The sequence below is a fragment of the Alteromonas sp. 4NS20-0143 genome, assembly GCF_057542855.1.
Genome location: NZ_BAAJLR010000006.1, coordinates 154,186 through 176,621, shown reverse-complemented (window position 1 = coordinate 176,621; position 22,436 = coordinate 154,186). Strand labels below are relative to the sequence as shown.

Below are 22,436 nucleotides of genomic sequence, written 5' to 3'. Positions count from 1 at the left end.
AAAAATCAACAGGAATCCATAAAGCTTTTAACTGAATCAGGGTTAGATTTACATCGTGCGAAAGGAGGGGAAACATGAGTGAGTTTTTAACGCAATGGCAAGAGGCCGCCCACACTACTTTGGGCCTATTTTGGATGGCTTTTTGGGCCTTCGCGCTTGGTTACCTAATAAGCTCAATGATCCAAGTTTTTGTCACCAAAGAGAGAATGCAAAAGTCCATGGGAAAAACCGGACCCAAAAGCGTCGCATTGGGCACTTTCTTTGGTTTTATTTCCAGTTCCTGTTCCTTCGCGGCTTTATCAACAACGCGTGCTCTATTTGCAAAAGGTGCAGGCTTAATCCCTTCGCTTGCTTTCATGTTGGCGTCCACCAATTTGGTGGTGGAATTAGGCATAATCATTTCTATCTTTCTTGGGTGGCAGTTTGTTGTAGGAGAATATGTCGGTGGTATTCTACTTATCCTAGCCGTTTGGCTGTTGGTCAAACTGACGTGTAAAAAAGAGTTTGAGGAAAAGTCGCGAGAGCATGCAAAAAAAGCAGAAGGTGGCGATAACCAAGCGAATAGCAAGGAAAAAAGCTGGAAAGATAAAATAGTGAGTAAAGCGGGATGGCACCAAGTTGCTAGCCGCTACACGATGGAATGGAAGATGGTATGGAAAGATGTAACCATTGGATTCACTGTCGCCGGTATCATTGCGGTATTTGTTCCCACTGAATTTTTTCAATCACTTTTCATCGGAGCCGGGCAAGAATCGAATTCCTTTTTGCAAATTCTTGCGCAAACCATCGTTGGCCCCGTCGCGGCCTTTTTTACTTTTATCGGCTCCATGGGCAACATTCCGCTAGCGGCCGTGTTATTCGGGCTGGGGGTAAGTTTCGCTGGAGTAATGGCGTTTATCTTTAGTGATCTGGTGGTATTTCCAGTGTTGCGGATTCAGGCGCAGTACTATGGCTGGAAAATGGCCATTTATATACTGATTGTATTTCTATGTGCGCTTGTGGGCGTATCGCTCGTCATGCACTATGGACTCGATCTCTTGGGACACTTGCCTGATGCTTCAGGATTTCAGTCAATGACAGATCGTGAGTTTTTTAACATAGACTACACGTTTTTCTTGAACTTGCTCTTTCTCGCGCTAACCACTGCATTCATCGTTTGGCAGTACTATAAAAAAGAAAAATCGATGTCAATTAATCGAAGCCTTGGCGACTGGATACTGCTGTCGCTTTCGATTGTCGCGTATGGATGGCTTGCAATTGGTGTGGCTGTGCTTCCATTTTTCTAATCTACAAGCGCAGTTTTCTTAAATTGGGCGACTTGCATCGAGCCTACTTCTAGCCTCGTCTATACAGTCATATCTGAATTGCTGATAACCGTTGTGCTCAGTTAGTTTTTTTTGAGAGGGAATGCTCTGTATCATTTACACAAACACAAGTTTAGATTATCATGATAAGGTATTTTTAAGAGAACTGTATGTTTAAACCACTTTCAAAAGTCTTAGTTGTTGTTGCCATGCTTACTGCCTTTGTTGGGCAAGCATTTGCTTATACATCTATGTCTTGTGAAATGTCGGCAGATTCTCATCAATCTCATATGACTATGGAACACTCTTCAATGAAGTCTCATGAAGGTATGGAACATGGTGATATGAAGGCTAGTGCTTCAAGTTCAAAAGACTGCTGCGACGTAGACTGTATTTGTCCTGCAAATGCATGTACATCAGTCACATTTTTGAATTCAAACAATGGTTCACCTGATATTTTGGGCTTTACTGAAGCTATAGTGAACCAAGGCGCTGAACACCCAAAGTCAATGTCTACTTCCCTTTTCCGTCCACCAATATTTGCCTAACACAGGGTTAGTGCGTCCAAAATTTACGCACAGAATAACTTTTCTTGTTAATTAATTAAGCGCTATTGCGCCTATATTTTATCCAGCATTGTCTGGGGGCAAAATGATCAAATTATTTTTTAAGTTAGCGGTAGCTATACTGCTAATACCAGCGTTTACTCACGCTACCGAGCATAATCATGAAAGTCATGTCGAAGCAAAGCTAATCGAGTTATTAGTCTACAAAACTCCGACTTGTGGATGTTGCAAAAAGTGGATAACCCATATTGAAGATGAAGGGGTGATTGCGCACTCCAAAGATTACCGCAACATCTCCAATATAAAAACTAAGTACGGTATCAAACCTAATTATCGCTCTTGTCATACAGCCGTTACTAGAAATGGCTTTGCGTTTGAAGGGCATGTGCCTGCCAAATTCATAAAACAATTTTTAGCTGAAAAACACAACAACGCCATTGGTTTGTCAGTCCCAGCGATGCCTGTTGGCTCTCCGGGGATGGAAGTAGGTGAACGTTTTATGCCTTATAACGTGTTGATTCTATTTAAAGATGGTACTAGCGAAGTGTATGCAGAGGTGAAAACCTATGAGGAGCAATTCTAATGAAATTTGGAATTCCAAGTCTGTTAAAGATTACTGTTAGTTTAATGATCGGGTTTTCTGCATTTTATGCCCAAGCAGAAAAGATCATTTCACTTGATCAGGCGATAGCATTAGCACAGCAAAATGACCCTTGGCTGCACGGCAGCAAGTTGAAACAGCAAGCTGTTGAGTATAACAGTATAGCTTCTGGAACATTGCCTGACCCTATTATGTCTGTGGGCATGATGAATTTACCAACAGATACATGGAACTTAGATCAGGAAGGTATGACTCAATTTAAAGTTGGAGTTTCTCAAATGTTTCCTAGAGGAGATAGTTTGGAACTCAAACGACAACAGCTAAAAATCGAATCAACTAAATACCCGCTGTTACGCGAAAATCGTAAGGCGAAATTGAAAAGTGAAGTTTCCCAACTTTGGTTAGACGCTTTTCTAGCGCAACAAACCATTAAGTTAATCGAGAACGATTGGGAACTATTTGAGCAGATGGCGGAGATAGCAAAAGCCAGTTACTCAAATGTGATTGGAAAAACAAGACAACAAGATGTCATTCGAGCACAACTAGAAATCGTTCAATTGGAAGATAGGTTGACAGTCCAGAGGCAAAAATTAGAAACCTCAATTGCTCGTCTAAACGAATGGCTTCATCTTTATGATGACAGTAACTATGAAAAAGCGTTTGATTTTGACGCGCAACCAATGGCATTCAATGTCTCAGAAACTCTACCTGAAATTCGATTGCAAACCCCCGCATTTTTAAAGAAGGCTCATTATTCGCGAAATGCTCTGGCATTAGAATTAGAAAATCACCCTGCGATTCGCTCAATTGATGTTCAGAAAAAAGTGACTGAAACAGCTGTTGATATAGCCAAACAACAATATAAGCCCCAGTGGGGAGTAAACGCCAGCTATGCCTATCGTGATGATATGCCATCAGGAGATAATAGAGCAGACTTGTTTTCTGTTGGTGTGACGTTTGATTTACCGTTATTCACTGAAAATAGACAAGATAAACAAGTTGCCGCATCAATCGCGGAAACAGAAGCTGTCAGAACAGAGAAATTGCTGTTAACAAAACAAATGATTAGCGAAATTGAAAAAGAGCTAAGGCAGCTGAAAAGACTATCAGAAAGGCAGTCAATATATAAAGAACAATTGCTTACGCAAACCCACGACCAAGCAGAAGCTTCGTTGACTGCTTATACCAACGATGATGGTGATTTTTCTGAAGTTGTTCGAGCTAGAATCGCAATGCTTAATGCCAGAATTTCCGCACTAAAAATAGATGTTGATGCATTGAAAACAGTAACTCGTATCAATTATTTCTTCGCACAGTCACATTCAAAATCAGCACCCGCACACACTGGTAAATTCGGAGAGAAATAATGTCATCTAATACAAAAATAATTATCGCGATCATCATTGGTGCAGCAATAGGTGCTGGGACATTGGGTTTATTCCTAAATCCTAACTCTGAAGGACCGAAAACAAATTCTGAAGAGAAAAAGCCGCTTTATTGGGTTGCCCCGATGGATTCTAACTACCGCCGGGACAAGCCCGGTAAATCTCCTATGGGGATGGACTTAATTCCTGTGTATGAAGATGAATCATCAACTGATGACTTCGGCCCCGGTGCTGTTAGGGTCGCTCCTCATGTGGTGAATAATCTTGGTGTTCGTACCGCACCTGTTGAGCTAGAAAATATGCACACTGAAATCTCTACGGTGGGTTATGTACAATATGACGAAGATAAACTAATTCATATCCACCCACGTGTTGATGGCTGGATCGAAAAACTATACGTTAAGGCTGAGGGTGACCCTGTAGAAAAAGGTCAACCCCTTTACAGCTTATATTCTCCCCAGTTAGTTAATGCTCAAGAAGAATTGTTAATCGCCTTAAAGCGCAATAACGGCTCGTTAGTTACGGCAGCTAAAGATCGTCTTAAAGCCTTACAACTTTCAGCAGGCTTGATTAAAGAACTAGAGCAAACAAAAAAAGTTCAACAAACAATTACCTTTTATTCGCCTCAAGCAGGTGTTGTAGATGGGTTAAAGATACGAGAAGGTTTCTATGTGAAACCGGGAGATACTTTGCTTAGTATCGGCAAACTTGACCAAGTATGGGTAGAGGCTGAAGTGTTTGAACGAGATGCAGCGCTTATCAAAGAAGGGTTGCCAGTATCGATGACTCTAGACTACTTGCCCGGAGAAGATTGGACAGGTGTGGTTGACTATGTTTACCCAGCATTAAACAGTAAAACTCGCACACTTGGAGTTCGCTTGAAATTTGGTAATCCTGATTTTCAATTAAAGCCCAATATGTTCGCACAAGTTTCGATCCATGCGAATCAAGCCGACAGTGCGATTATTGTTCCTAAAGAAGCGGTCATACGCACAGGCAAGCAAGACAGAGTCGTCCTCGCCTTAGGTGACGGACAGTTTAAATCAATTGAGGTAACTATTGGTCGAGTTGATAAAGATAGTATCGAGATTCTGAGCGGTTTAAATGAAGATGATGTTGTTGTTACGTCTGCTCAATTCCTAATTGATTCGGAATCAAGTAAGTCATCAGACTTTAAGCGTATGACACATGATGAGGTGCCGAACTCTATCTGGATGCAGGGTGAAGTAAACAGCGTCATGACAGGACATCGTATGGTCAATATTACACATGGCCCGGCTGAAGCTTGGGATTGGCCGGAAATGACAATGGACTTTAATGTGGCTGAGAATGTTGATGTTGACTCTTTAAAGTCAGGTCAATCTTTACACTTCGAGGTGTCTAAAACCGAAGATAGTGGATATGAAGTAACTGGTATTCATATCATGAGTCAGCCAGAAGTATCCTCTGCAACAGTCTCAGGTTTAATTAATGAAATAACCTTAGGCAATCGCACTTTCAATATTAGTCGAGGCCCAATAGAGAAGTGGGATAGACCTGCTGCGACGATGGATTTTATCGTCGCGGAAAATATAGAAATAGCTGACTTTAATGTTGGTGACAACGTCACTTTCACGTTTGAAGTGAGAGATGAATTGGTTATCACTGAAATTTCCCTTGAAGCAAATGAAAAAAACAGCGACGAACATGAGACAAATCATGAACAGAAAGCTGTTGTCGATCATTCGAACCATTAAATAGGGAGATTAGGAATGATTGAATCAATAATTAGATGGTCAGTGGGTAACCGCTTCTTTGTGTTATTAACCACGCTTATCATCGCATTTGGTGGAATATTTGCGTTAAAAAATACACCTGTCGATGCGCTTCCTGATTTGTCAGATGTTCAAGTAATTATCAAAACGAGTTATCCGGGACAAGCACCTCAGGTAGTACAAGATCAAGTAACTTTTCCTTTAACTACTGCGATGCTTTCAGTACCGGGAGCACAAACGGTTCGAGGTTATTCGTTCTTTGGCGACTCATATGTCTACATCATATTTGACGACGACACAGACCTTTATTGGGCAAGGAGTCGTGTGTTGGAGTATTTGAGTCAAGTTGCTTCGAGTTTACCAGATTCAGCAAAACCACAGCTAGGGCCTGATGCAACAGGTGTGGGCTGGGTTTATATATATGCGCTCACTGATAAATCTGGTAATCATGATCTTAGTCAGTTGCGAAGTATCCAAGACTGGTTTTTAAAATACGAGCTTCAAACGGTTCCGGGAGTTTCTGAGGTCGCTGCAATTGGTGGCATGGTTAAACAATACCAAGTTCAAGTTGATCCAGATAAGTTGCGAGCCTACGGCATACCATTGACTCACGTTCAAATGGCGCTGAAAAGAGGTAACCAAGAAACAGGTGCGTCTGTTGTTGAAATGGCCGAAGCTGAGTACATGGTAACTGCCACTGGCTATATTCAATCCGTTGGTGACATCGAAAAAATACCGTTAGGCGTTAATGAGCAGGGTACGCCATTGCGTATTGGCGATATAGCTGATGTTGGATTGGGTCCACAGATGCGCCGAGGGATAGCGGAGTTAAATGGTGAAGGCGAAGTTGTTGGTGGCGTCGTGGTAATGCGCTTTGGAGAAAACGCACAGCAAACAATTGACGGTGTAAAAGAAAAACTTGAATCATTAAAAGCCTCTTTGCCTGAAGGTGTTGAAGTTGTTCCTGTTTATGACAGATCTAAGTTAATTGAACGAGCGGTTAGCAATCTATCAGATAAATTGATTGAAGAGCTAATTGTGGTTGCACTAATTTGTGCGGCATTTTTGTTTCATCTACGTTCTTCCATTGTCGCAGTTATTACCTTGCCTTTAGGAATTTTGGTGTCTTTTATCATCATGTACATGCAAGGTATCAATGCCAATATTATGTCATTAGGTGGGATTGCAATAGCGATAGGAGCCATGACGGACGGTGCAATTGTAATGATTGAAAATATGCACAAGCACATGGAAGCTCTTAATAAAAAGGGCGTGCCATTGACGGATGAAAACCGTTGGCAAATTGTTGCTAAAGCTGCAAGTGAAGTTGGTCCAGCATTGTTTTTCAGTCTACTTATTATCACAGTGTCATTCTTACCAGTCTTTATTCTAGAAGCTCAAGAAGGAAGAATGTTTGCCCCTCTTGCATACACTAAAACCTATGCGATGGCTGCATCCGCTGGATTGGCAATAACTCTGGTTCCCGTTCTTATGGGATATTTTATTCGTGGAAAGATTATATCGGAAAAGAAAAACCCATTGAACCGCGTACTGACCGCTCTGTATATGCCTGTGTTAAGACAGGTTATGAAATTCCCTAAATCAACCATTGTAATTGCGTTATTGGTTACCGCCGTGGGTTTTTGGCCTGTTAATAAGATTGGTAGTGAATTCATCCCGCCATTGGATGAAGGTGACCTGATGTATATGCCAACAACTTACCCCGGCATATCCATTGGTAAAGCTCGCGAATTATTACAACAAACGGACAAGTTACTTCGCACAGTGCCTGAAGTCGAGACCGTCTTTGGCAAAGTTGGTCGTGCTGAAACCGCCACTGACCCTGCCCCTTTAACGATGATTGAAACATTCATTCAGTTGAAACCACAAGAGCAGTGGCGAGACGGAGTAACCACTGAAAGTTTAAAAGCTGAATTTGATGAATTGGTTAAATTACCCGGCTTAACAAATGCTTGGGTGATGCCAATAAAAACCCGGATAGATATGCTAGCGACGGGTATCAAAACTCCTGTTGGAATAAAGGTAGCAGGACCTGACCTTGATAAGATTCAAGAAATAGGTCAGCAAATTGAACAATTGTTACCAGCGGTAGAGGGAACAGCATCGGTTTATTCCGAGCGTGTAGCTGGCGGCCGTTATATCAAGATAGATATTTCTCGTGAAAAGGCGAGTCGATTCGGGTTAAATATTGCTGATGTTCAGCAGGTGGTATCGACGGCTATTGGAGGCATGAATGTCACTCAAACTGTGGAGGGACAAGAGCGTTACCCTGTCAATTTAAGATATCCACAAGACTATAGAGATTCGCCTGAGCAACTCGCTAGATTGCCTGTTATTACTCCGAATGATCAGCGTATCGCATTGGGAGATGTAGCAGATATCCGTGTTGAGAATGGCGCTCCGGGAATAAAAAGTGAAGACGCTCGCATTAATGGCTGGTCATTTATTGATATCGAAGGCGTGGATGTCGGGACATATGTAGCGAATGCTAAAGAGTACCTTGAGCAAAATCTAGAAATTCCAACAGGTTACTCAATCTCTTGGGCTGGGCAGTATGAATATATGGAAAGAGCAAAAGAAAAATTGACATTTGTTTTGCCCTTAACGCTAGCCATTATTTTGATCTTGCTCTATTTGAATTTCCGCTCGTTTAGCGAAGTAGCCATTATTGTCGTGACATTACCTATGGCAATGATTGGTGGCTTATGGCTAATGTATTTGGAAGGATTTAACTTTTCCGTCGCTGTAGGTGTTGGTTTTATTGCGCTAGCAGGTGTTGCCGTAGAGATTGGAGTCATCATGCTGGTTTACTTGAATCAAGCTCTTACAGATCTCAAGGAAAAAGCGACCGAGCGAGCAGAACAGATTTCTGACGCAGATTATCAAGATGCCTTGTTACATGGCGCTGGTTTGCGTGTACGCCCTGTCATGATGACCGTGGCAACAATCATCATCGGTCTATTACCTATTTTATATGGAACAGGCACTGGTTCGGAGGTCATGAGTCGCATCGCAGCACCTATGGTCGGTGGGATGACGAGTGCAGTGTTACTAACTCTCATTGTACTGCCTGCTATTTATTCAATTGTTAAAAAGAGAGAAATAAATTTCTTTAATCAAGAGTTATCAAAAAGCTAAATTTAGTCGTTAAACCATAAATTTTAAAAGAGGTAAATATGAAAGCATTAATCAAAATCTTAGCGGTAATCAGCGTTGTTATTAGTAGCGCTGTGTTCGCACACGTAAATCTTGAAAAAAGTTCGCCTTCGGATAATGCAATGTTAATGACATCCCCAGAGGAACTTACACTTAAGTTCAGTAAAGAAGTGCGTTTAGTCAAAGTATCGTTAAAAAATAAGCAGGGAAAAAAAGTAAAGTTTGGCTTTAAACCTTCAAAAGAAGCGAGCAGTGAATTCTCATGGAAGCTACCTCAGTTGGCTCCAGCCAATTACATCGTAGATGTCACTTTCTTAGGTAAAGATGGTCACAAGATGAAGGACAACTTTGGCTTCATGGTTCATTAATTAAGTAGAGTAATTACTATGGAAATTTATATCTGGAATACGGTCATAGTGCTGACGAAAACTGCGTTCTACGTTGGCTTTGCCTGTATTGCTGGATATACATTTTTTGGCAATGTGTACGGCGGTAATACTTTGGAAAATGGAGAAAGAAGATCATTTAGTCAGATAACCCTTATTGCCGCCTTAATAGCTTTTCTAGCAAATGCAATTTGGTTCTTTGCTAACACTGGCGCAATGGTTGAAGAAGGAATAGTAGGAGCGCTAGACCTAGATATGATTAGTATCATGTGGGATTCGTCAATAGGCGATACCACACTATGGCGCTTGATTGGCCTGATTGGGGTTGCGATAGTAGTAATTTCTTCTCAATTTTGTGTTTGGAAGCTTACTAAATATGTCTTAAACGCCGTGCTTGTCATATGTCTATTTTTTCTTTCTTATTCATTTACTTTGGCTGGACACGTTTCCGTCATGGGGGTCTTTGAAAAAGGTCTATTAATGGTGCATGTCATTGTAATGGCGTGGTGGTTTGGTGCCCTTTACCCTCTTAAAAAAGCCTGCAATAAGTTGGAATTCGAAAAGCTTTATCAATTGATGGAAAGGTTTGGAAAACAAGCTAGTGTCATGGTAAGTCTGCTCTTAATCGCTGGCTTATTATTGGCAATTCAGTTGGTGGGTGGATTAGATGCTCTGCTATTTACTAATTATGGACAAACCATATTAGTTAAATTGTTGTTAGTGATTTGCGTAATGAAAATAGCCGCTACACATAAATTGAAATTAGTCCCGCAGCTCAAAAATAATGATGGCAGAAAAACATTATCCAAATCAATCTCAATTGAAATGTTTGTAGCTATTGCCATTTTATCTGTAACAGCAGTGCTTACTAGTATTGTCGGCCCTGTAAATTAAACCTGAAAAGAGAATGAAAATGAAAAAAAGAAATATACTACTCGTTTTATTAATGACGGTTAGCTTTGTAGTTCACGCTCATGGTGACAAACAAAAAGATAAAGGAATGCTTAAAGGGCTGGATACCCCAGCTGCAAAAGTTGTATTAGCTTTTCATGAAGCGTTAGAAACAAGTAACAAAGAGCTTGCGCGTGCTCAATTAGCTGATGATGTCACCATTTATGAGGGCGGTCGTGTTGAAAGAAGCGCAGACGAATACGCTCATCATCATATGTTGTCTGATATGAAGTACTTGGCGGCTATGAAGAGCGAAACATTAGAGCACCAAGTGACAGTTCTTGGTAATACTGCGATATCGGCCTCGCGTAGTCATACTACAGGCTCTTACAAGGGTAAAGAGCGCGATTACGAAGGTATGGAAACAATGGTGCTGGAAAAACAAAATGGTGAATGGAAAATCAAGCACATTCATTGGTCTCATTAATTTATTGGTAAAAAAGACTGAGAATAAAATTGACTTCACCACAGTGTTATCTGTGCGAAGCTTTGAGAAAAAATGGAACCCAGTATTATCAGGAGTGCGCTAAAGCTTGTCGCAACTTAATTGATATATGTCGGAAAACCGTGAAATCGTGCTGTTGTTCGTAAGAGTTTAATTGCTTTTTTTGTTTGGAATTTCTTGCGAAAAAAGTTTGTAATAAAACGTAGCAGACCATGTCAGCATCATAAAGCCTAGAAGTGATTGCATCGCTGTGATGAATTTAATATGGCCTTCGGGGTTGAACTCACTCAACCCTAGGGTCGTCATAGTCACTAATGAATGGTAAAAGTAATCTCTGAAAATTGGTTTAAACGCTTTAGTAAATTCACCAAGCTCAAGGAGTTGGTGAGCAGCCCAATATATGCCTGTAAAGTAAAATGACTCAACAATATGTACTGCAAATATTATAAGTAATGCAAGCATCGCCTGCCATACCGAAAGACAGCAGTCACATTTTACATAATACCGTTGAAGTCCGTACAGTACATAGTAATGTGTCAAACAGGCCGCTAAGACGCCAACTAGTGCGATTAAAACTGCTAAAACCATTGATCCCCTCTGCTTAACTCAAACTGTCAAACCCTCATAGGTTCATAATGTTGGTTCGTTATTTGCTATAATTCAAGAATTTGGTTTTAAATGGCTTAAGTACGGCCAGATTTATGTAAAGTTTACAAATCTTAATAAGGATTGCTAATGAAATATTCCAAGTTTGCAGCGATGATTATCACCTCTACTATTGCGATGTTCATTATGATGTATCTTAACACCTATACTGTTTCGCATATTTGGTTCAGCGAAACACGCTCGTATATGGCGCTCTATATGGGGGCGGGGATGGCCATAATTATGTTGGCGTTTATGCTGGGAATGTACACCAATAAGAAAATAAATACAGCGATTTTTATTGGGGCGGCATCTGTATTCTTGGTGTGCGTCTATTTGGTTCGCTCTCAGACAACGGTAGCAGATTCTTCTTACATGAAAGCGATGATACCGCATCACTCAATTGCAATATTGACTAGTGAACGTTCAGGCATTGAAGACGTTCGCGTCAGGGAGTTAGCCGATAACATTATCAAGGCCCAGCGCAAGGAAATTAAAGAAATGGAATGGTTAATTAAAGACATTGAAGCCAATGGTAAGGCGATCACACAGGCTGAAGCATCCCAAAGACCAGTTCCATCGTTTGAGGGTAAAGTCGGAAAAGGAGGGGAAGATGAGTAAAACAGTTAAACTATATAGAATGGTGACTGATGAGCATATTTGTCCCTATGGTTTGAGATCCAAAGACTTGTTAGAGAGGCAAGGATATGAAGTAGAAGATCATGAACTCACCTCTAGACAAGAAGCTGACGAATTTAAAGCCAAGCATGATGTACAAACGACCCCACAAGCTTTTATCGACGGCCAACGAGTTGGCGGGTACGATGATTTGAGAGAGTATTTCAATAAAGGCGAAGCAGGGCAAACGGGTACTACGTATACGCCTGTTATCGTCATATTTTCAGTAGCAGCGCTTCTGGCTATAGCCGTACAATACTTCGTTGCTGGTTCTTATATTTCTATCAGAACCTTGATGTTATTTATTGCATTTTCGATGACCTTTTTAGCGGTGCAAAAATTAAAAGATTTGTACAGCTTTACAAATTCTTTTATCACTTATGATTTGTTAGCGATGAAATGGATAAGATATGGTTATATTTACCCATTTATAGAAGCATATGCAGGGATCGGGATGGTTGCCCAACTGCCGGCGCTGGCAGTAGCTCCTTTCTCATTATTCATTGGAACTGTGGGTGCAATATCTGTCTTCAAAGCGGTGTATATTGATAAACGGGAATTAAAATGTGCTTGTGTCGGTGGTGACAGCAGCGTTCCCCTTGGTTTTGTATCGCTATCTGAAAATTTGTTTATGATAGCAGGCGCACTGATTATGTTGTTTTTATAATGTGTTTTAAGACTCGTTAGAGGTCACTAGACAGTTGCATAGCCGCCAACAGTCGAAATATTTAGAGCGTCTCGCTACCTTTTTTAGTGGCCGTAATTGGTACGAACACCACAGGCGGCTTGACGCTGCGCGGTGACGCAACAATACACAGTATTAAGATTCCTCTATTACGTCGTTTGGTGTCAACTATAAAGGTTATACTCAGGTCATATCTGACCTACCAATTTAAAGGTATGGATCCGATTTAATCGGTCAGTCCGTTCAGAGGGATTGCCCATCACGAAAGTGTCTAATAATCAGAAAGGAGCCAGCGAAAGACGCTGGAAACGCCTCTCACTGGTATTGCGACAGTACAATATCCTCAGCTTTACTATAGCTATTGCTCATGATTTAAGCAAAAAATTCAGTAAGTGGCCACTTAAGGGCTGATTCACCATAAAAAACCGCAACCGCGCCAGATCGCTCTTCGCATTGCCGTTAGCGTAAAAACGCTGATATGCGGGGCGAATACCGACCTCCACCATGCGTCTGTAACACATCATGTAGTACACAACTACATAGCTTCGATGTCGGTCTCTCGCTACATGCTTTCTGTAAACTAGCATCATTTATATTCTATTGATGGTTTTAATTGTATCGTTTGCCCATTTCGTAACTAGCTGTTTATTCATATTAAAAGGCGAAGAGCTTAGGCTAGGTGGGTGACGTGCAAAAGCAGATTTTATTTTATTCTTCGTTAGGAATTCTCTCGGCCAATTAAGCGAGTTATCTACCAAAGATAAAAGAATTGGATCGACCCTACTTCTAGCTTCATCTAAGCAACCATATTTGAATACCAGAGTTGATAGATGCTTAGTGTCTTTGCTGCAATTGTCAGCGGCAATGTAATCACTCAAATCAATTTCTATCAATGTAAAAGATTCCAGAGTTGAAGTGTCTCGTAAATGAGCTATTGCAGATAGTCGTGGTGCTTTGTTTGGTTTCTTAAGGTGTACCCTTGAGTGTCCTACCTTGCTTAGTTGCTTTGTTTCGAATCCTGCTAGTGCAAAATGTGGCTTTTGTGCAATTATATTGACCATTTCCCTAAATTTGTCAAAAACTGATACGTCAGCCATGTCGCTGGTGTTGCTTGACGTACTCACTGGCACAGCTAATCCTAAAATGTCTGGCAGATCCGTACTAGCAATGTCGCTCCCAGAAACTTCTCGCTCAGTATCATTCACAACTAGCCGTATCTTTCCGCTTTTAGTAAGCGTGTTGGCAGATCGCGATGGTTCCAGAGAAAATTCTGAACTGCTCTTAGACTCAACGATTCTCGCGGGCAGAAAAGTGCTCGCACTTTGTTCGTCATCAATTTCATATAGTTCAGGTGTGGAGCCTTCTTCACGCTTAGTATCATCTGACTTTTTGACTGTGGTAGTCAACCAGTCACGACTAACAAACCGAATGGTCTCTGGAAGTGAGTGAGGAACTTTGCTCAAGCTTGTTATTTCGCTGACGATTTGAATCGGATTTTGCCCGAAAATACCACCGTACTTAAGTACTTTTACGCTTAAAACACAACCATGGAGTGATGGAGCGTCGAAACCAAACGTCCACCACGTAGAGTAGGTATCACGGTTTGAATGTGTTGTGCCCTTAATCGATTTTCGATATTTCAGAAAATTTTCGTTTATCGATAAGAAAGCCTTGCGCCCTGCTTTATCTGCCAGCGTATAAGCGAATTTATTGGCATTGAAAATTCGCTCAAACTGACCTTTTGTTAGTTGGGCTGTCGGATTGACCTGAACGATAAGGTTTTCCGAGTCTGGTGTGAAAGTATAGAAGTCGATTGCTAACGATGTTGGTTCGAGAGCATAGTGAAATATCTTACTATTCTGGAGAAATAGTATTCTTGCGAGTTCTAGCTGAGGTATGGCGACATAACCCTTATTTGTTTCAACTATTAAATAGCGCTCGAATCTTTTGATTCCGTCTACTGGTGGAAGTTGAAGATCCACGCCACTCTTGTTACCAACAATTTTTCGCCACGCGAACGTTGTTATTTGTGTCGGACTTTGAGCATTTTCTGTTCTGTTATATTGCCGTCCGACAGCAAGATCTGGGATAAGAGAAGCTAAAACAGATTTTATTTCTGAATTCTTGAATCTGACCTGTATATACCAGTCAGCTTTATTTGCAGGCCTGAAAAGCTTACCGAGGTAAAGTAACTCATCGTTATCCTCTATACCTTTTATTTTGTATTTTTTATTATCCAATCGATACACCAGCCACATGTTGTTGTTACGACCGATGATATTGATCTTTGTGTATTTATTCTAGCGGCTCGGTATAGCTTCCATGGATTTACGCGTATATTTTTGGCGGTAAAAAAGCGAGCGCTTTGGATCAATCTTCTGCATTGATAGTCTTCATAAGACTCACTGTAAACCTTTAAAAATTTGTTGGTTAAGGGAAGTTGGCGGAGGTTTTTTTCTATAGTCGCCGAATTGGGCAAGCACGAAAGAAACCATCTCCTCGACCGCCGTGGTGAGTAAATGTCATTTTCTTCGTATAGTGCACGAAATAATAGCTTACACATCGCGAAGTCACGTTTCTGCCAAGAAACTCTGATCAGATCACCCTTTCGCTGAACTCTGTGCTGATGATTAACCTGCAACAACCAGCGTTTGTCAGCCCTGTAGAGTGCAGTATAAAGCTTCTCACTATCACAGTTTGAATACCGGGCGGCTTTCGGTCCGTGCTGCCGTAAAAGAATTAACCATGCATGTTTCCAATTTTCCAACGTTTCTTCTGAATGCTGAAATGAGCTTTTGCTATAGTTTTTTGGGTGTTGTATTGAAGGGATCGGTGAATTCGTAAGAGCGTCCCACCAATTACCGATATTTCCGTTGAAAAAGGGTAGTGCTGCAATCATATGCATCACATACATATGTTGTTTTCTGTGTTTTCTGAAAAGTGATGCGACATTGCCGTCAAAATATGACTTTGTAAAACCCAGCTTCTTTAGCCATCTCCATGTCCAGTAGCCTTTAATAAAATGTGAGATGTCGTTTAGCCTTAAGTAATGGCCTCGGTTGAAATTTCTTTCTAGGGCAAGCTGATGATAAAAATTAGTTAGTTGAGGAAAACTGAACTGATGATGATTGTGCACCAAATGCATGGTCGCCTTGGCGATTAGTTGTTCCTGCCAGAAAGCATATTTGATATTGATTTGGGTTTCGGAACAGAAAGCTAGCTCGTCCAATAAAGGTCGGAACGTATGTCGACTCAAACCATGAATAACATCGTTTGTTAAAACGAAGTGCACGCCATGAACGTGACAGCAATTCGTAAATAGTCCAAACCAGCGCCTGTCCCAAAACGGTTCACCGAAAAGCTCCAATTGTTCCTTAACGCAAACTGGACAGTATCGAAAGAAATGATTCTGTTTCAGTGCGCATGTAGCTATACCTAAACTCGTTGTGTATGTGTTGTTTTTACAAGCAAGCATTTGAGTAAACATCTTTTCTTTAATTCTGGCCTCGCTGAAAGCGGTATAAAGAGGAAATAATGTGTGCTTACTTATGATGTCTGTTGCTGAAAACATCGTAGAAGGTCTAACATTCTCAACGGCACGAGCTATGCCGTTAGGCATTTCTGGTGATGCGATAACAGTCTTCTTTCTGAAAACGTCCTCCAGCAGTAACTTGTCTGGCAGTAAGCCACACCGAACTTTATAACGAGCTAGTACGCTGTAGAACAGCTCGTTTGGGTAAGGCTCTGGAAATAGCGGTAAAGTTACCATAAGTCCCCAATTTCGGGACAATTATGTTTGTCATCATAATAGGGACAAAACACTTTGTCACTTTTTTGGGGACAAATGATAAAATCAACAAACCATCAGAGTTACCAGAAGCTGATTGCTTGGCTTAAAAAGTCCCGTCTCGATCGAGGACTAACCGTTAGGCAGCTTGGTGAGTTGTTGAACGAACCTTTTCAGTTTGTGAGTAAAGTGGAGAAGGGACAGAGAAATTTGTCAGTACATGAGTATGTGCAGTATTGTGAGGCATTGGGTATTGACGCGTGTATAGGATTAAAAGTTTTTAGTCGGTAAAAATGATCGATGAATAATTTTGAGACTTATACGGTAGTGACGGGTATATTTGCACTTAAGTGTTTGAAGAAGTTTGTTAAACTTCTGACGAATTTTATCGCTTTTTATGGTCTAAATACAAAGTAATCGAAGTATGTCTTACGGTGTCGTAGGGTCTTAAAAAGTAATTAGCAGGAAAGGAAAGTGTTAAAAGTTAACGGAAAAATGCTTACTTGGGCGAGAGAAGATTGTGGTCTTTCTTTGGAAGATGCAGCGCTTAAGCTCGGATATAAAGATAGTAAGCAAAGTTCAGCTGCTGAAAAATTACTTCACGTCGAGAAAACTGGAGAAATATCTAAATCCGCATTTACTAAAGCACAAACAACTTACCGTAAGCCTGTATTAACTTATTACCTCAATGAGCCTCCGATTCCTACTAGTGTTGGAGAAGACTTTAGAACGCCTGAAAGTGCTAGTGACCCTAGGCAAAACAACATAGTGAAAGCAATACTCTCTAATGTTGTAGCTAGGCAAAGCATGATCAAAGAGCTTTTGGTGACTGAAGATGAAGTTCAGCATTTGAAGTTTATTGGCTCTTTGAACATGAGCATGGAACCAGAAACTGCCGCTACAAAAATAAGAAAGTTATTTGACATTACTCTCACCGAGTACAGAAAAGGCACTGATTATGGACGCTCCTTTAATTATTTAAGAAAGAAAATTGAAGCAAAGGGAATTTTTGTACTGATAAAGGGAAACTTAGGCAACTATCACAGTGATGTTGAGGTCGGTACGTTTCGCGGTTTCGCTATCAGTGATGAAATAGCTCCATTTATTGTTATTAATCATCAGGAAGCAAAAAGTTCCAGAGCATACACTCTACTTCATGAGCTAACTCACGTCTTATTGGGCAAGACAGGCATCAGTGCTGATGTAGGCGAAGATAAAGTTGAAAGGTTTTGTGATAGGGTCGCGAGCCTCGTTTTATTGAGTGATCATGAGTTAAAATATTTTTCTCCGGCAACCGAACTGTTTTCTCAACTATCCAAAGACATAAGTGACTTTGCCTTAGCTAAGAAAGTTAGCAGTACTCAAGTTGCATATCGCCTTTTTCAACTTCACAAAATTACAAGTAGTGCATACAGGAAGCTATGTAAATTCTATTACGAGCAATGGCTTAGTAGTAAAAAGGCCGAACGCAACAAAGATGGCGGCGGTCCAAACCAAAATGTAATTAAGAAAAGCTACTTAGGTGGGATAGTCGATTTTGTTCATAGAATGTTTGAGTCCGGTGCTATTAGCTCCACTCAAGCAGGCATTGTGTTGGATACGCACCCAACTCGTTTGGGCAATTTTTTCAATAACGCTACCCCCCATTGATAAGGAAGTCATTTGCTATATTTAATGGACGCCAATACTTTCATTGAGGCAAAAGAGCTTTATTACCCTTTCGATATTGTTCCTGAGTATTGGGATTGGTTGGTTTATCAAGGTAGTCTTCAAAACTTAAAAGTACCCGTCGAAATATACACTGAAATAAATGGGGCAAATCAAGATAAAAAATATCATGATGAGCTAGCGAAATGGGCTCGGACAGTAGACGTAAAGAGTAATCTGGTGCTCGATGAAGAATTAGATTACGGTTTGGTTAATACTGTAATTACACAAGGGTATGTCGCTTCACCTACGGAGGCAGATTTGCTGAAAATGGGTAGAGATCCATTCTTAATTGCATACGCACTAACAGACCCTCAAAACATTACTGTTGTGACAACCGAAGCAAGCAAGCCAACAAAAAAAGGAGCTAACCGTCATGTACCGGATGTTTGTAAACATTTCGGAGTGCAATGCTGTAACACCTTTAGCTTGGTTCGCTCACTTGGTTTTTCTACCAATTGGAAAAAATCTGTGTGATAACAGTAGTCGCCAAAAAAGAGTTTTTTATTCGTGCTACAGGCTTGTTACCAAATATAATATACTATGAACTACTTAAATTAATATACGCCTACAGGAAAATCATGTGTTGTACCACATTTTAGGTACTGTAAGCGCAGTCGCTTTTTTGCTGACCTGGTACGGATTGGCGAAACAAATTATCAATATAGAGAAGCTGCGCGAAAGCAATCAGTCTTCTACCCAAAGCTTGTCGACGAACCAGTTCGCTTCAAGCTTTTTTGCGTTTTATGCCAACTTTATTTTCGGTATCGCCATAGAGCCTTTTAGTCATTACCTGGTGTGGACTCGCTTTGGTGCGCTACTTCTAATCCTAGTTATTTTGTTTCAGCTGTGGCACGACAGACGCTCAATACCCACAGGGCTCGTTCTAGGCCTTTGCGCCACTGCAATGGTAATAGGTTTATGCTCAATGGGCTTTCGACCTTATCCTAGCGTGGCAAAGCTTGGGGCCAATAGCTTAATGCTGATTGTGACCGCGCTGCTTATACAAGGTACGCTGCATCAGTTAATAGTGGTAAGGCGAAGCAAAGCAATAGGTGCGCTATCGCCCGCGCTATTTCGCAGTATTTTGATTAAAGATGTGACGACATTAGCGTTCGCGTTAACTATGCCAATTGCAGTGGCATGGCCTCTCATTGTGCTTAATGGGGCGAGTGTAATAACTCGAGGTGGTTTATTGGTTCAAATGAAAATGGTGGCAGAAAAGAGTGGTGAAAAGAATAGGAACAAAGATGCATCGTAGTACGTCATAACAGTAGGCAGTTCTGCTTACTCAAGGTTGTAAATGGGTGAACTAACCCTATGAAAATCAATTTAGAAACTTTATGATTAGCCTTATCGAGACCTAAAATTAACAGGTTTATTAAGATGATAAGGGTACTTCACCTTTTATTTGTTTTTGTGCCCATCGTCACCTTTTCTGCTTGGGCAAAAGAAAAAGTAGATGTAGCAATAATAGAGACGCTTCCAGTAGCTATTGTTACCGAATCACGCATTGCGTTTGAAGCCGAGCTACAGCGCTTGATGCCCGATAAAGACATTCACTTTCGCGTGTACAACGCTGAAGGTTCGGTAGAGCAAGCCGATGCGCTGCTGTCTGACATGTTAGCCGAATCTACCCCCGAACTCGTGGTGTCGCTTGCTACCCTTGCTACACGTGCCGTGTTAAATAAAGACGAACTATTGTCTATTCCAAAGTTATTTATGGTGGTTTCTGAGCCGGTTACCGAAGGCATTGTTCCCGCTTTTGGTGCTACGAGTAAACGCAACATTACCGGTGAATCCCATGTGGTGGATGCCACAGTAAAACTCGATATATTGAACGGTGTTTTTCAGGCATCCGAGCCCGTTAAAACGCAAAAAATTGCGTTGCTTCATACAACCTATCCGTCCTCGTTTAATGCCGCGAATGCGCTTTTAGCGCGACAAGCCGCTTACAAAAACATCCAGTTTATTCCTATTAAAACGCCTTATATCGCCAAAGAAGCGGGTTTAGAAACAATGAAGGAAGACATCATTCGTCTTTTGAAAGCGGAAAAAACAGCGCTTGATGGGTATTGGTTATCTGCAGGGCCATTAATAGAAACGCCCAATTTAATAGCAGATATAAAAAAGCAGACTGGATTGCTGCCTTTGTTTGCCGAGAGTGTGTCGGCAGTGCAGGAAGGGGCGCTTATTGGCATTGTATCTCAGCCTCAAGATATTGGCATATCTGCCGCTAATAAGGCTGAGCGTATTTTAGCGCTAGGTTCTTCTGAAACTATTCCTGTAGAACAAATTGAAAACTTTACCGTAGCAGTGAATGTAACCACTGCTATTAAATTACAGCTTCCCATACCTTCAAATTACCTGAAACTCTCTGAACAGCACGTTTATCAATAGGGTATGGATAAGAGTTAATATGCGAATAAAATCAAAATTATTAGCGATTTACATACCAATATTATTTGTTGGTATGGCGCTAACTGGCTACTGGGCCTATCTAATTGCTTACGAATCTGTGCGAGAGCGAGAGTATCAACTACTTACTCAAACATTGGCCTTCAACGTGATGGAAATAGTAGAGGATCGCAGAGCGCTATTAATAGACTCAGGCCTTGAAAATGTTCCCGTATTTAGAACGGCTTATCAAAAAGAAGTGTTCGAGGAACTTGAAGGTTTGTATACCCGAACAGGGCGTCATTTCTTAATTAGCGACGAAAGCACGCGGCAAACCCTTTACACCACGTTAAATCAGCAAGGCATTCCTGATACCAGCAGTGCATCGGTGATTACCGTGAGCGACTTCAAATTGGCATTTGGTGAATCGCAGTTCGATGGCCAAGATGTCCTATTTGCATGTACTACGTTTTCTCCTTGGAATTGGAAGCTTACCGTTATTCAGCCAGCCGATGAGCTGCAGGCTTCGCTGTCGAAAATTGCATGGCTGACCATATTGGTAACCGTGTTTGCCGTTGCGCTAGTGGCTCTTTTGATGGGAAAGGTGACTCAATACTTCGTTATTGCGCCGGTGGAAAAAATACGCAATGCAGCAAGCAGAATAGCCATTGACCATAAGCAGGTGAATATTAACGTTCAGCAAGACGATGAGCTCGGTAGCTTAGCAAGAGATGTAGAGGTGATGTCTGCGGAAATCGCTGATTATGTAAATCAGGCGCAGCAGGCTAACCGTGCGAAAACCGATTTTCTTGCGGTAATGAGTCATGAAATAAGAACACCATTAAACGGTATACAGGGCCTTGCGACATTATTGCTAGACACGCCGCTTGACGACAAGCAGCGAAAGTACTCTGCCGATTTGAAAGCGTCAGCGTCTATTTTGGCGAACGTGATCAATGATGTATTAGACCTTTCAAAAATTGAATCTGGAATGTCAGAGTTAGACATGGCGGAGTTCAATCTTGATGAAATGCTGAGCGATCTGATCACCTTGCTCGGGACCAATGCCAGTGCAAATGGCTCTCGATTGATTTACTCAAGTAAAAATCTTGATGATGTTGCAGTCACTAGCGACATTACTAAGCTACGCCAAATTGTCATTAACCTAGTGAGTAATGCGATTAAGTTTACTCGCGAGGGCACGGTAACAATATCGGCAAAGCTACAAAAGCCCTCTGAAAAACACACTCAAGATAATAAGCTCATCATATCGGTAAAAGACACCGGAATAGGCATAGAGCAAGACCGTTTAGCCCACATATTTGATAAGTTTACCCAGTCAGATTCGTCTATCACTCGTCAGTATGGCGGTACCGGCTTAGGACTTTCCATAGCCAAACAGCTCGCTGAATTATTGGGTGGTGATATTAAGGTAATGAGCAAAGTGGGCGAGGGGTCAAACTTCTTGGTCACCGCCATGGTGAAAAGCCGTCTGAAGGTAGACATAACTGAAAGCGGCTCTAATGCAAATGGACAAGGCGCAGCCCAACTTCGTAAAGGGATTAACGTACTTTTAGCCGAAGACAACGCGATTAACGCGGTAGTAGCAAAAGCCTTGTTAGAGCAGCTTAACTGTAACGTTACTCACGTAGAAAACGGCATGTTTGCCGTTGATAGGGTGGAAGAAGGTGGCATCGACATGGTATTTATGGACGTTCATATGCCGGTAATGGATGGTATAGAAGCCACTCGTCGTATAAGAAAGCTGTCGGGGAGTCTTGGTGAAATACCCATTGTGGGTTTAACAGCTGAAGCTTTTCAGGAACGACATATTGCGTTTAAAGAAGCGGGAATGAACGATATTGTTACCAAGCCAATTACTATCGATGGCTTACGGAATAGTTTATTGAAGCTAAATCTGTGATGATTTTTAGGGTGAATGGACGTTCTTGCGCTAGAATCATAGCT

Annotated in this window: 20 protein-coding genes; 17 read left to right on the top strand and 3 right to left on the bottom strand. The window is 41.3% G+C overall.

The window, feature by feature from the left end; translation table 11 throughout:
* Positions 1-74: 74 nt before the first annotated feature.
* From AC27HD_RS13715 to AC27HD_RS13675, 9 genes are all read left to right on the top strand, one after another.
* Positions 75-1,286: a permease gene (locus AC27HD_RS13715; protein ID WP_487106544.1), complete on the top strand. Its 1,212-nt coding sequence runs from the start codon at positions 75-77 to the stop codon at positions 1,284-1,286.
* 188 nt (positions 1,287-1,474) lie between these two features.
* On the top strand, positions 1,475-1,852 hold the full coding sequence (locus tag AC27HD_RS13710) for a hypothetical protein (RefSeq protein ID WP_189408562.1): 378 nt from the start codon (positions 1,475-1,477) through the stop codon (positions 1,850-1,852).
* Positions 1,853-1,955: 103 nt separating this feature from the next.
* Positions 1,956-2,453 carry a DUF411 domain-containing protein gene (locus AC27HD_RS13705; RefSeq protein WP_024017190.1) on the top strand — a complete coding sequence of 166 codons (498 nt, stop codon included), beginning with the start codon at positions 1,956-1,958 and terminating at the stop codon, positions 2,451-2,453.
* A complete protein-coding gene (locus AC27HD_RS13700) occupies positions 2,453-3,838 on the top strand; it encodes a TolC family protein (protein WP_338853901.1) in 1,386 nt (461 codons plus the stop codon). Before AC27HD_RS13705 ends, AC27HD_RS13700 begins: the two co-directional genes overlap by 1 nt.
* Positions 3,838-5,592: an efflux RND transporter periplasmic adaptor subunit gene (locus AC27HD_RS13695; protein ID WP_338853900.1), complete on the top strand. Its 1,755-nt coding sequence runs from the start codon at positions 3,838-3,840 to the stop codon at positions 5,590-5,592. The genes AC27HD_RS13700 and AC27HD_RS13695 overlap by 1 nt, the downstream gene beginning before the upstream one ends.
* A 15-nt stretch (positions 5,593-5,607) precedes the next feature.
* Positions 5,608-8,769, top strand: coding sequence for an efflux RND transporter permease subunit (locus AC27HD_RS13690; protein ID WP_159120569.1), 3,162 nt, complete (start codon positions 5,608-5,610; stop codon positions 8,767-8,769).
* A 38-nt stretch (positions 8,770-8,807) separates the two neighbouring features.
* Positions 8,808-9,155 (top strand): copper resistance CopC family protein, encoded by a 348-nt coding sequence (locus AC27HD_RS13685; protein ID WP_338853899.1) that lies wholly within the window; start codon positions 8,808-8,810, stop codon positions 9,153-9,155.
* Positions 9,156-9,173: 18 nt separating this feature from the next.
* Positions 9,174-10,067, top strand: a complete 894-nt coding sequence (locus AC27HD_RS13680; RefSeq protein WP_024017185.1) for a copper resistance D family protein — start codon at positions 9,174-9,176, stop codon at positions 10,065-10,067.
* A 13-nt stretch (positions 10,068-10,080) separates the two neighbouring features.
* Entirely contained in the window at positions 10,081-10,551 is a 471-nt protein-coding gene (locus AC27HD_RS13675) for a YybH family protein (RefSeq protein WP_040816290.1), read from the top strand.
* A gap of 168 nt (positions 10,552-10,719) precedes the next feature.
* Here AC27HD_RS13675 and AC27HD_RS13670 read toward each other — a convergent pair whose 3' ends face one another.
* Positions 10,720-11,157: an ion channel gene (locus AC27HD_RS13670; protein ID WP_147402509.1), complete on the bottom strand. Its 438-nt coding sequence runs from the start codon at positions 11,155-11,157 to the stop codon at positions 10,720-10,722.
* Between the two features lie 147 nt (positions 11,158-11,304).
* On the opposite strand from AC27HD_RS13670, the gene AC27HD_RS13665 reads away from it, so the two are divergent.
* Positions 11,305-11,835, top strand: a complete 531-nt coding sequence (locus tag AC27HD_RS13665) for a DUF305 domain-containing protein (protein WP_118491398.1) — start codon at positions 11,305-11,307, stop codon at positions 11,833-11,835.
* Positions 11,828-12,559, top strand: coding sequence for a MauE/DoxX family redox-associated membrane protein (locus tag AC27HD_RS13660; protein WP_189408576.1), 732 nt, complete (start codon positions 11,828-11,830; stop codon positions 12,557-12,559). Before AC27HD_RS13665 ends, AC27HD_RS13660 begins: the two co-directional genes overlap by 8 nt.
* Positions 12,560-13,167: 608 nt before the next feature.
* Here AC27HD_RS13660 and AC27HD_RS13655 read toward each other — a convergent pair.
* Positions 13,168-14,817 (bottom strand): Tn7-like element transposition protein TnsE, encoded by a 1,650-nt coding sequence (locus AC27HD_RS13655; RefSeq protein ID WP_487106538.1) that lies wholly within the window; start codon positions 14,815-14,817, stop codon positions 13,168-13,170.
* Positions 14,793-16,346, bottom strand: a complete 1,554-nt coding sequence (locus tag AC27HD_RS13650) for a TnsD family Tn7-like transposition protein (RefSeq protein WP_487106536.1) — start codon at positions 16,344-16,346, stop codon at positions 14,793-14,795. Before AC27HD_RS13650 ends, AC27HD_RS13655 begins: the two co-directional genes overlap by 25 nt.
* Positions 16,347-16,421: 75 nt before the next feature.
* Between AC27HD_RS13650 and AC27HD_RS13645 the strand changes: the two genes are divergently transcribed.
* The 6 genes from AC27HD_RS13645 (at position 16,422) to AC27HD_RS13620 (ending at position 22,392) form a co-directional block, all read left to right on the top strand.
* Positions 16,422-16,655: a helix-turn-helix domain-containing protein gene (locus tag AC27HD_RS13645; protein WP_162889826.1), complete on the top strand. Its 234-nt coding sequence runs from the start codon at positions 16,422-16,424 to the stop codon at positions 16,653-16,655.
* 183 nt (positions 16,656-16,838) lie between these two features.
* Entirely contained in the window at positions 16,839-18,014 is a 1,176-nt protein-coding gene (locus tag AC27HD_RS13640) for an ImmA/IrrE family metallo-endopeptidase (RefSeq protein WP_334019635.1), read from the top strand.
* Between the two features lie 12 nt (positions 18,015-18,026).
* Entirely contained in the window at positions 18,027-18,548 is a 522-nt protein-coding gene (locus AC27HD_RS13635; protein ID WP_205422072.1) for a DUF4411 family protein, read from the top strand.
* A 106-nt stretch (positions 18,549-18,654) separates the two neighbouring features.
* Positions 18,655-19,332: a hypothetical protein gene (locus tag AC27HD_RS13630; protein WP_487106533.1), complete on the top strand. Its 678-nt coding sequence runs from the start codon at positions 18,655-18,657 to the stop codon at positions 19,330-19,332.
* Positions 19,333-19,457: 125 nt separating this feature from the next.
* Positions 19,458-20,471 carry an ABC transporter substrate-binding protein gene (locus AC27HD_RS13625; RefSeq protein WP_032097654.1) on the top strand — a complete coding sequence of 338 codons (1,014 nt, stop codon included), beginning with the start codon at positions 19,458-19,460 and terminating at the stop codon, positions 20,469-20,471.
* Positions 20,472-20,490: 19 nt separating this feature from the next.
* Complete coding sequence (locus AC27HD_RS13620) at positions 20,491-22,392, top strand: ATP-binding protein (protein WP_487106531.1); 1,902 nt, start codon at positions 20,491-20,493, stop codon at positions 22,390-22,392.
* Positions 22,393-22,436: the final 44 nt, after the last annotated feature.

Bases quoted from the DNA above. Each gene is read 5' to 3' on its own strand.
- AC27HD_RS13700 (WP_338853901.1), top strand. From the start codon at position 2,453: ATGAAATTTGGAATTCCAAGTCTGTTAAAGATTACTGTTAGTTTAATG.
- AC27HD_RS13665 (WP_118491398.1), top strand. From the start codon at position 11,305: ATGAAATATTCCAAGTTTGCAGCGATGATTATCACCTCTACTATTGCG.
- AC27HD_RS13685 (WP_338853899.1), top strand. From the start codon at position 8,808: ATGAAAGCATTAATCAAAATCTTAGCGGTAATCAGCGTTGTTATTAGT.
- AC27HD_RS13705 (WP_024017190.1), top strand. From the start codon at position 1,956: ATGATCAAATTATTTTTTAAGTTAGCGGTAGCTATACTGCTAATACCA.
- AC27HD_RS13680 (WP_024017185.1), top strand. From the start codon at position 9,174: ATGGAAATTTATATCTGGAATACGGTCATAGTGCTGACGAAAACTGCG.
- AC27HD_RS13650 (WP_487106536.1), bottom strand. From the start codon at position 16,346: ATGGTAACTTTACCGCTATTTCCAGAGCCTTACCCAAACGAGCTGTTC.
- AC27HD_RS13620 (WP_487106531.1), top strand. From the start codon at position 20,491: ATGCGAATAAAATCAAAATTATTAGCGATTTACATACCAATATTATTT.
- AC27HD_RS13625 (WP_032097654.1), top strand. From the start codon at position 19,458: ATGATAAGGGTACTTCACCTTTTATTTGTTTTTGTGCCCATCGTCACC.
- AC27HD_RS13715 (WP_487106544.1), top strand. From the start codon at position 75: ATGAGTGAGTTTTTAACGCAATGGCAAGAGGCCGCCCACACTACTTTG.
- AC27HD_RS13690 (WP_159120569.1), top strand. From the start codon at position 5,608: ATGATTGAATCAATAATTAGATGGTCAGTGGGTAACCGCTTCTTTGTG.
- AC27HD_RS13710 (WP_189408562.1), top strand. From the start codon at position 1,475: ATGTTTAAACCACTTTCAAAAGTCTTAGTTGTTGTTGCCATGCTTACT.
- AC27HD_RS13675 (WP_040816290.1), top strand. From the start codon at position 10,081: ATGAAAATGAAAAAAAGAAATATACTACTCGTTTTATTAATGACGGTT.
- AC27HD_RS13670 (WP_147402509.1), bottom strand. From the start codon at position 11,157: ATGGTTTTAGCAGTTTTAATCGCACTAGTTGGCGTCTTAGCGGCCTGT.
- AC27HD_RS13695 (WP_338853900.1), top strand. From the start codon at position 3,838: ATGTCATCTAATACAAAAATAATTATCGCGATCATCATTGGTGCAGCA.
- AC27HD_RS13645 (WP_162889826.1), top strand. From the start codon at position 16,422: ATGATAAAATCAACAAACCATCAGAGTTACCAGAAGCTGATTGCTTGG.
- AC27HD_RS13660 (WP_189408576.1), top strand. From the start codon at position 11,828: ATGAGTAAAACAGTTAAACTATATAGAATGGTGACTGATGAGCATATT.